Consider the following 7891-nt stretch of genomic DNA (forward strand, 5'->3'; position numbering starts at 1 on the left):
CACATTGACCATGGCAAGTCGACGCTGGCCGATCGCTTCATCCAGATGTGCGGCGGCCTGGCCGAGCGTGAAATGGAAGCCCAGGTACTGGATTCCATGGATCTTGAGCGTGAGCGCGGGATCACCATCAAGGCCCACAGCGTTACCCTTTATTACAAAGCCAAAGATGGCGTCACCTACCAGCTGAACTTCATTGACACCCCGGGCCACGTAGACTTCACCTATGAAGTCAGCCGTTCCCTGGCCGCGTGTGAAGGTGCCTTGCTGGTGGTCGATGCCGGTCAGGGCGTCGAAGCCCAGTCCGTGGCCAACTGCTACACCGCGATTGAGCAGGGCCTTGAGGTCATGCCGGTCCTGAACAAGATCGACCTGCCACAGGCTGATCCTGATCGCGTCAAAGACGAAATCGAAAAGATCATCGGCATCGACGCCACTGACGCCGTCACCTGCAGTGCCAAGACCGGCCTGGGTGTCGACGAAGTGCTTGAGCGTCTGGTGCACACCATTCCTGCGCCAACCGGCAACATCGAAGATCCGCTGCAAGCGTTGATCATCGACTCCTGGTTCGACAACTACCTGGGCGTTGTCTCCCTGGTGCGCGTGCGTCACGGCCGCGTGAAGAAGGGTGACAAGATCCTGGTGAAATCCACCGGCAAGATCCATCTGGTCGACAGCGTCGGTGTTTTCAATCCGAAACACACCGCCACCGTAGACCTCAAGGCCGGCGAAGTGGGCTTCATCATCGCCAGCATCAAGGACATTCACGGTGCGCCGGTCGGTGACACCCTGACCCTGAGCTCGACCCCGGATGTTCCGGTACTGCCGGGTTTCAAACGCATCCAGCCACAGGTTTACGCCGGTCTGTTCCCGGTCAGCTCCGACGACTTCGAAGATTTCCGCGAAGCGCTGCAGAAGCTGACCCTGAACGACTCGTCGCTGCAGTACACCCCGGAAAGTTCCGACGCCTTGGGCTTCGGCTTCCGTTGTGGCTTCCTCGGCATGCTGCACATGGAAATCATCCAGGAGCGCCTCGAGCGCGAGTACGATCTGGATCTGATCACCACGGCGCCGACGGTAATCTTCGAACTGGTGCTGAAAACCGGTGAAACGATTTACGTCGATAACCCGTCCAAGCTTCCGGATGTCTCGGCCGTCGAAGACATGCGCGAGCCGATCGTGCGCGCCAATATCCTGGTGCCGCAAGAACACTTGGGCAACGTCATCACCCTGTGCATCGAGAAACGCGGCGTTCAAGTCGACATGCTGTTCCTCGGCAATCAGGTGCAAGTCACTTACGACTTGCCGATGAACGAAGTGGTTCTGGACTTCTTCGACCGTCTCAAATCCACCAGCCGCGGCTATGCTTCGCTGGACTACCATTTCGATCGTTACCAATCGGCTAATCTGGTGAAACTGGACGTGCTGATCAACGGCGACAAGGTCGATGCCCTGGCGTTGATCGTGCACCGTGACAACTCGCACTTCAAAGGTCGCCAGTTGACCGAGAAGATGAAAGAACTGATTCCTCGTCAGATGTTCGACGTGGCCATCCAGGCCGCCATTGGCGGTCAGATTGTCGCCCGGACAACCGTCAAGGCTCTCAGAAAGAACGTATTGGCCAAATGCTACGGTGGTGATGTCAGCCGTAAGAAGAAACTGCTCGAGAAGCAAAAGGCCGGTAAGAAACGCATGAAGCAGGTCGGCAACGTGGAAATTCCACAAGAAGCCTTCCTTGCAGTGCTCAGGTTGGATAGTTAGGTCCTATGTCGCTAAATTTCCCGCTGTTGCTGGTCATCGCCGTGTTCGTCTGCGGCCTGTTGGCGTTGCTCGATCTGCTGATTCTGGCGCCCCGCCGGCGTGCTGCCATTGCCTCTTATCAAGGCAGTGTCAGCCAGCCCGACGTCGTGGTGGTCGAGAAGCTGAACAAAGAGCCGCTTCTGGTCGAATACGGCAAGTCGTTCTTCCCGGTGTTGTTCATCGTGCTGGTGCTGCGTTCGTTCCTGGTGGAGCCGTTCCAGATTCCGTCCGGCTCGATGAAACCGACCCTGGACGTCGGCGACTTCATTCTGGTGAACAAGTTTTCTTACGGGATCCGCCTGCCGGTGATCGACAAGAAAATCATCGAAGTCGGTGATCCGCAGCGCGGCGATGTGATGGTGTTCCGCTACCCGAGCGACCCGAACGTCAACTACATCAAGCGTGTGGTCGGTCTGCCGGGCGACACGGTGCGTTACACCGCTGACAAGCGTCTGTTCGTCAACGGTGAGTCGATTGCCGAGCAAATGGTCGGTTCCGAGCCGGGCACGCTGGGCAGCGCAGAGCTCTACAAGGAAAAACTCGGCGCTGCCGAGCACCTGATCCGCAAGGAAATGAGCCGTTACCGCGCCACGCCGGACCATACCTGGACCGTGCCGGCAGGGCACTTCTTCATGATGGGCGACAACCGCGACAACTCGACCGACAGTCGCTACTGGGAGGATCCGAACATTCCCAAGGATCTGCTGGGCATGGTTCCCGACCGGAATATCGTCGGCAAGGCCTTCGCGGTCTGGATGAGCTGGCCGGAACCGAAACTCAGCCACCTGCCGAATTTCTCGCGGGTTGGCCTGATCAAGTAATCACCACGGCGCTGTTGAACACAGCGCCGAATGCATTTCTGGAGTCGCTACAATCGACTCCAGGGCATGAAGCCACGATATTCAGGACGTAATTTTTGAACACAGCGTTAATTGTCCCAGGCCTGCGCCGTATCCCGGCGATGGCGGTGGAATCCAGCTTTGATCTCAGCGTGGGTAAACCGTGAGCGCCTCTTTAAGCCGTCTCGAGCGTCAGCTCGGTTACACCTTCAAGGATCAGGAACTCATGGTCCTGGCCCTCACGCACCGCAGTTTTGCCGGGCGCAACAACGAACGCCTGGAGTTTCTCGGCGATGCCATCCTCAACTTCGTCGCTGGCGAGGCGTTGTTCGATCGCTTCCCGCTGGCTCGCGAAGGCCAGTTGTCGCGTTTGCGCGCACGCCTGGTGAAAGGTGAGACCCTGGCCGTACTGGCGCGTGGTTTCGACCTGGGTGATTACCTGCGTCTGGGTTCCGGTGAGCTGAAAAGCGGCGGTTTCCGTCGCGAGTCGATTCTGGCCGATGCCCTTGAGGCGTTGATCGGTGCGATCTACCTCGACGCCGGCATGGACATGGCCCGCGAGCGCGTCCTGGCCTGGCTGGCCGGCGAGTTCGAAGGCCTGACGCTGGTGGACACCAACAAGGATCCCAAGACCCGTCTGCAGGAACATCTGCAATCGCGCGGTTGCGAGCTGCCTCGTTACGAGGTGGTAGATATCCAGGGCGAGCCGCACTGCCGAACCTTCTTCGTCGAGTGCGAAGTTGTCTTACTGAATGAAAAAAGCCGAGGTCAGGGTGTGAGTCGTCGTATTGCCGAACAGGTAGCGGCCGCCGCAGCACTGATTGCCCTGGGCGTGGAGAATGGCAATGACTGATACAAACGCAACTCGCTGTGGCTACGTTGCCATCGTCGGCCGTCCCAACGTGGGCAAGTCCACGCTGCTGAACCATATCCTCGGTCAGAAACTGGCGATCACCTCGCGCAAGCCGCAGACCACCCGTCACAACATGCTCGGGATCAAGACCGAGGGTGACGTGCAGGCGATCTATGTCGACACCCCCGGCATGCACAAGGGTGGCGAAAAGGCTCTCAACCGTTACATGAACAAGACCGCTTCGGCGGCGTTGAAAGACGTCGACGTCGTGATCTTCGTGGTCGATCGCACCAAGTGGACCGAAGAAGACCAGATGGTGCTGGAGCGCGTGCAGTACGTGACCGGCCCGCTGATCGTCGCGCTGAACAAGACCGACCGCATCGAAGACAAAGCCGAACTGATGCCGCACCTGAGCTGGTTGCAGGAACAGCTGCCGAACGCGCAGATCATCCCTATCTCCGCGCAGCACGGGCACAACCTTGAGGCGCTGGAAAAGGTGATTGCCGATCACCTGCCGGAAAACGATCACTTCTTCCCGGAAGACCAGATCACCGACCGCAGCAGCCGTTTCCTCGCCGCTGAACTGGTGCGCGAAAAAATTATGCGCCAGATGGGCGCCGAGCTGCCGTACCAGATCACCGTCGAGATCGAAGAGTTCAAGCAGCAGGGCAAAACCCTGCATATCCATGCGCTGATTCTCGTCGAGCGTGATGGCCAGAAGAAGATCATCATTGGCGACAAGGGCGAGCGCATCAAACGCATCGGCACCGAAGCGCGCAAGGACATGGAGCTGCTGTTCGACTCCAAGATCATGCTCAACCTGTGGGTCAAGGTGAAGGGCGGTTGGTCCGACGACGAGCGTGCGCTGCGTTCGCTGGGTTACGGCGACCTGTAAGCGGCTCAAAAGATCAAAAGATCGCAGCCTTCGGCAGCTCATACAGTGGATTGTGTAAACCTGTAGGAGCTGCCGAAGGCTGCGATCTTTTTTGCAATCTCCGACCGAGAAAAAGCGCTCATGTCGCAAAGCCCACCTCCCGCCCAACTCGCCTACGTCCTGCACTCTCGCGCCTACCGCGAAACCAGCGCGTTGGTGGACTTCCTCACGCCGCAAGGTCGGCTGCGGGCGGTGTTGCGCAGTGCGCGGGGCAAGGCCGGAACGTTGGCGCGGCCATTCGTGCCGCTGGAAGTCGAGTTTCGCGGCAAGGGCGAGTTGAAGAATGTCGGGCGCATGGAAAGTGCCGGTAACGCGACGTGGATGGTCGGCGAGGCGTTGTTCAGCGGTCTGTACCTCAATGAGCTGTTGATCCGTTTGCTACCCGCCGAAGATCCGCACCCGGCGGTGTTCGATCACTACGCCGCGACCTTGCTGGCCTTGGCCGAAGGTCGGCCGCTGGAGCCCTTGTTGCGCTCCTTCGAATGGCGCCTGCTGGATGATCTCGGTTATGGCTTTTCCATGAACACCGACATCCACGGCGAAGCGGTGGCTCCGGACGGTCTCTATCGTCTGCAAGTGGACGCTGGCCTTGAGCGCGTTTACCTGCTGCAACCTGGCCTGTTCAACGGTGTTGAATTGTTGGCCATGGCCGAAGCTGACTGGTCAGCCCCCGGCGCACTCTCAGCCGCCAAACGTCTGATGCGTCAAGCATTGGCTGTTCACTTGGGCGGTCGTCCGCTTGTCAGTCGCGAACTGTTTCGCAAGCCCTGATCACCCCGTATGCTGTGCGCCGAATCTCTAAATTCAGGAGCGCATCCGTGACCACCAGCAATCGCATTCTTCTTGGCGTGAACATCGACCACGTCGCCACCCTGCGTCAGGCCCGTGGCACGCGCTACCCGGATCCGGTCAAGGCGGCGCTGGACGCGGAAGAGGCGGGCGCCGACGGCATCACCGTGCACCTGCGCGAGGACCGTCGACACATTCAGGAGCGCGACGTACTGTTGCTCAAGGATGTGCTGCAAACCCGCATGAACTTCGAAATGGGCGTCACCGAAGAAATGATGGCGTTCGCCGAGCTCATCCGTCCGGCGCACATCTGCCTGGTCCCGGAAACCCGTCAGGAACTGACCACCGAAGGCGGTCTGGATGTCGCGGGGCAGGAAGCGCGGATCAAGGCTGCGGTCGAGCGTCTGTCGAAGATCGGCAGCGAAGTGTCGCTGTTCATCGATGCCGACGAGCGCCAGATTGCTGCCTCGAAGCGTGTTGGTGCGCCGGCCATCGAACTGCACACCGGGCGCTATGCCGACGCCGAGACTCCGACCGAAGTCGCTGAAGAATTGAAGCGTGTGGCGGACGGTGTAGCGTTTGGTCTGGCTCAGGGGCTGATCGTCAATGCCGGTCATGGCCTGCATTACCATAACGTTGAGGCGGTCGCGGCGATCAAGGGCATCAACGAATTGAACATCGGCCATGCGCTGGTGGGGCATGCGTTGTTCGTTGGCTTCAAGTCCGCCGTTTCCGAAATGAAAGCGCTGATTCTGGCTGCTGCAAAACACTAAGCGGCAACACAACCCACCTGTGGGAGCGAGCCTGCTCGCGAAAGCGGTGTATCAGTCAAAGATGATATCGACTGACACGACGCCTTCGCGAGCAGGCTCGCTCCCACATTTGTTTTTGAGGTGCTTTTTAAAGGGGAGCAGGTTCTTGAGCGGGTTTCGACTTGTCGATAGCCGGCACATGCAGATTGCCCTCGGCCACTTGATCGCCTTCAAGCTGCGGTTGGGTTACCCACGTGAGGATGTCGTAATAACGACGGATGTTCGCCACGAAATGCACCGGCTCGCCGCCCCGGGCGTAGCCGTAGCGGGTCTTGCTGTACCACTGCTTCTGCGACAGGCGCGGCAGGATCTTCTTCACGTCCAGCCACTTGTCCGGGTTCAACCCTTCCTTGGCGGTCAGTTTGCGCGCGTCGTCCAGATGGCCGCTGCCGACGTTATAGGCGGCCAGAGCAAACCAGGTGCGATCCGGCTCCTTGATCGAATCGTCGAGCTGATCCTTCATATAGGCCAGGTACTTGGCGCCGCCCATGATGCTCTGCTTCGGATCGAGGCGATTGGACACGCCCATCGCCCGAGCGGTGTTCTGGGTCAGCATCATCAAGCCGCGCACGCCGGTTTTCGAGGTGACTGTCGGTTGCCACAACGATTCCTGATAACCGATGGCAGCCAGTAGACGCCAGTCGACTTTCTCTTTCTTGGCGTAACTCTTGAAGTGTTGTTCGTACTTGGGCAGGCGCTGCTGCAAGTGCTGGGCGAACGTGGTGGCGCCCATGTAGCCGAGAACGTCGACGTGCCCGTAATAGCGGTCTTTGAGGCGTTGCAGGGTGCCATTCTTCTGCACCTTGTCGAGATAGCTGTTGATCTCGTTGAGAAGGCTGTTGTCTTCGCCCGGGCCCACCGCCCAGCTCTGGCTGCGCGCATCGCCGAGGTCGAAGGCCACGCGAATGTTGGTGAAGTACACCTGGTTCATCGCCACTTCGTTGGAGTCGACCAGCGTCAGGTCGATCTGGCCTTCGTCGACCATGCGCAGCAAGTCGACCACCTCAACGGCGTCAGATTCTTCGTACTCGATGCCCGGGTTTTTCTTTTTCAGCTCGGCCAGTTGCTCGGCATGGGTGCTGCCCTTAAGCACCATGATCTTCTTGCCGACCAGATCACCAGCGTCGGTCGGCCGTGACTGGCCATTGCGATAGATGATCTGCGGGGTGACTTCGAGGTAGGAGTGGGAGAACCGCACCTGCGTCTTGCGTTGTTCGCTGCTGACCAGACCTGCGGCTGCCAATACCGGGCCGTTCGGCTTGCCAATCTGGTTGAAGAGATCGTCGAGGTTGTCGGCAGTTTCGATTTTCAGTTCGACGCCCAAATCGTCGGCGAAGCGCTTCACCAGCTCGTATTCGAAGCCGGTTTCACCGCTGCGATCCTGAAAGTAGGTGGCGGGGCTGTTTCGGGTAATCACCCGCAGCACGCCATCCTCCTTTATGCGCTCGAGTGTGTTGGGTTTATCAACACAGCCACCGAGCATCAGGAAGAGTCCGGTTGCGATCAGCCATTTGGCGTACCGCGGACGCAAAGCCGTTGGGAAAAACATTTGCGCAGTATACGCAAAGGACTGCGGGCGCCATATCTCGACAGCGCGGGGCAGGTCTGCTAGAGATCACAAAACCGAACAAAACCCCGTAGAAATGGGGCCGAAGGGCATTTTGTTACAGTAAAAATAAGCCGTCTTCACAGGTCGGTTAAATTTGACTCGCGAATCAGAAACACAGATCGACATGCGAGTGCAACCGTGCGTAGCGTTTCGGGTGATGTTGAAGGCGGTTTAGGCTAGAATGCACGGCCTCAAAGCACACCCCTTCCCGAGGCTGTCCCGAAGATGTTGATCCTGCGCGGCGCTCCTGCCCTTTCT

7 protein-coding genes are annotated in these 7891 nt (G+C 58.8%); 6 read left to right on the plus strand and 1 reads right to left on the minus strand.

Annotation, left to right across the window (positions count from 1 at the left end; translation table 11 throughout):
• From lepA to pdxJ, 6 genes are all read left to right on the plus strand, one after another.
• A partial coding sequence (gene lepA, locus ACIOVB_RS23900) for a translation elongation factor 4 (protein WP_401271858.1) occupies nt 1–1758 on the plus strand: 1758 nt, incomplete at its 5' end.
• A gap of 5 nt (nt 1759–1763) precedes the next feature.
• Nucleotides 1764–2618, plus strand: coding sequence for a signal peptidase I (gene lepB / locus ACIOVB_RS23905; protein ID WP_401271859.1), 855 nt, complete (start codon nt 1764–1766; stop codon nt 2616–2618).
• A gap of 181 nt (nt 2619–2799) precedes the next feature.
• Nucleotides 2800–3489 carry a ribonuclease III gene (rnc, locus tag ACIOVB_RS23910; RefSeq protein ID WP_187680031.1) on the plus strand — a complete coding sequence of 230 codons (690 nt, stop codon included), beginning with the start codon at nt 2800–2802 and terminating at the stop codon, nt 3487–3489.
• Nucleotides 3482–4384 carry a GTPase Era gene (gene era, locus ACIOVB_RS23915; protein ID WP_064586098.1) on the plus strand — a complete coding sequence of 301 codons (903 nt, stop codon included), beginning with the start codon at nt 3482–3484 and terminating at the stop codon, nt 4382–4384. Before rnc ends, era begins: the two co-directional genes overlap by 8 nt.
• Nucleotides 4385–4504: 120 nt before the next feature.
• Nucleotides 4505–5194 carry a DNA repair protein RecO gene (recO, locus tag ACIOVB_RS23920; protein WP_401271860.1) on the plus strand — a complete coding sequence of 230 codons (690 nt, stop codon included), beginning with the start codon at nt 4505–4507 and terminating at the stop codon, nt 5192–5194.
• Between the two features lie 47 nt (nt 5195–5241).
• A complete protein-coding gene (pdxJ, locus tag ACIOVB_RS23925; protein ID WP_401271861.1) occupies nt 5242–5985 on the plus strand; it encodes a pyridoxine 5'-phosphate synthase in 744 nt (247 codons plus the stop codon).
• Nucleotides 5986–6112: 127 nt separating this feature from the next.
• Here pdxJ and mltF read toward each other — a convergent pair whose 3' ends face one another.
• A complete protein-coding gene (gene mltF / locus ACIOVB_RS23930) occupies nt 6113–7573 on the minus strand; it encodes a membrane-bound lytic murein transglycosylase MltF (protein WP_401271862.1) in 1461 nt (486 codons plus the stop codon).
• Nucleotides 7574–7891 lie beyond the last annotated feature (318 nt).

This window comes from Pseudomonas sp. NPDC087639 (assembly GCF_044743385.1).
In the GTDB taxonomy this organism is placed as follows: domain Bacteria; phylum Pseudomonadota; class Gammaproteobacteria; order Pseudomonadales; family Pseudomonadaceae; genus Aquipseudomonas.

Bases quoted from the DNA above. Each gene is read 5' to 3' on its own strand.
- recO (WP_401271860.1), top strand. From the start codon at position 4,505: ATGTCGCAAAGCCCACCTCCCGCCCAACTCGCCTACGTCCTGCACTCT.
- lepB (WP_401271859.1), top strand. From the start codon at position 1,764: ATGTCGCTAAATTTCCCGCTGTTGCTGGTCATCGCCGTGTTCGTCTGC.
- era (WP_064586098.1), top strand. From the start codon at position 3,482: ATGACTGATACAAACGCAACTCGCTGTGGCTACGTTGCCATCGTCGGC.
- mltF (WP_401271862.1), bottom strand. From the start codon at position 7,573: ATGTTTTTCCCAACGGCTTTGCGTCCGCGGTACGCCAAATGGCTGATC.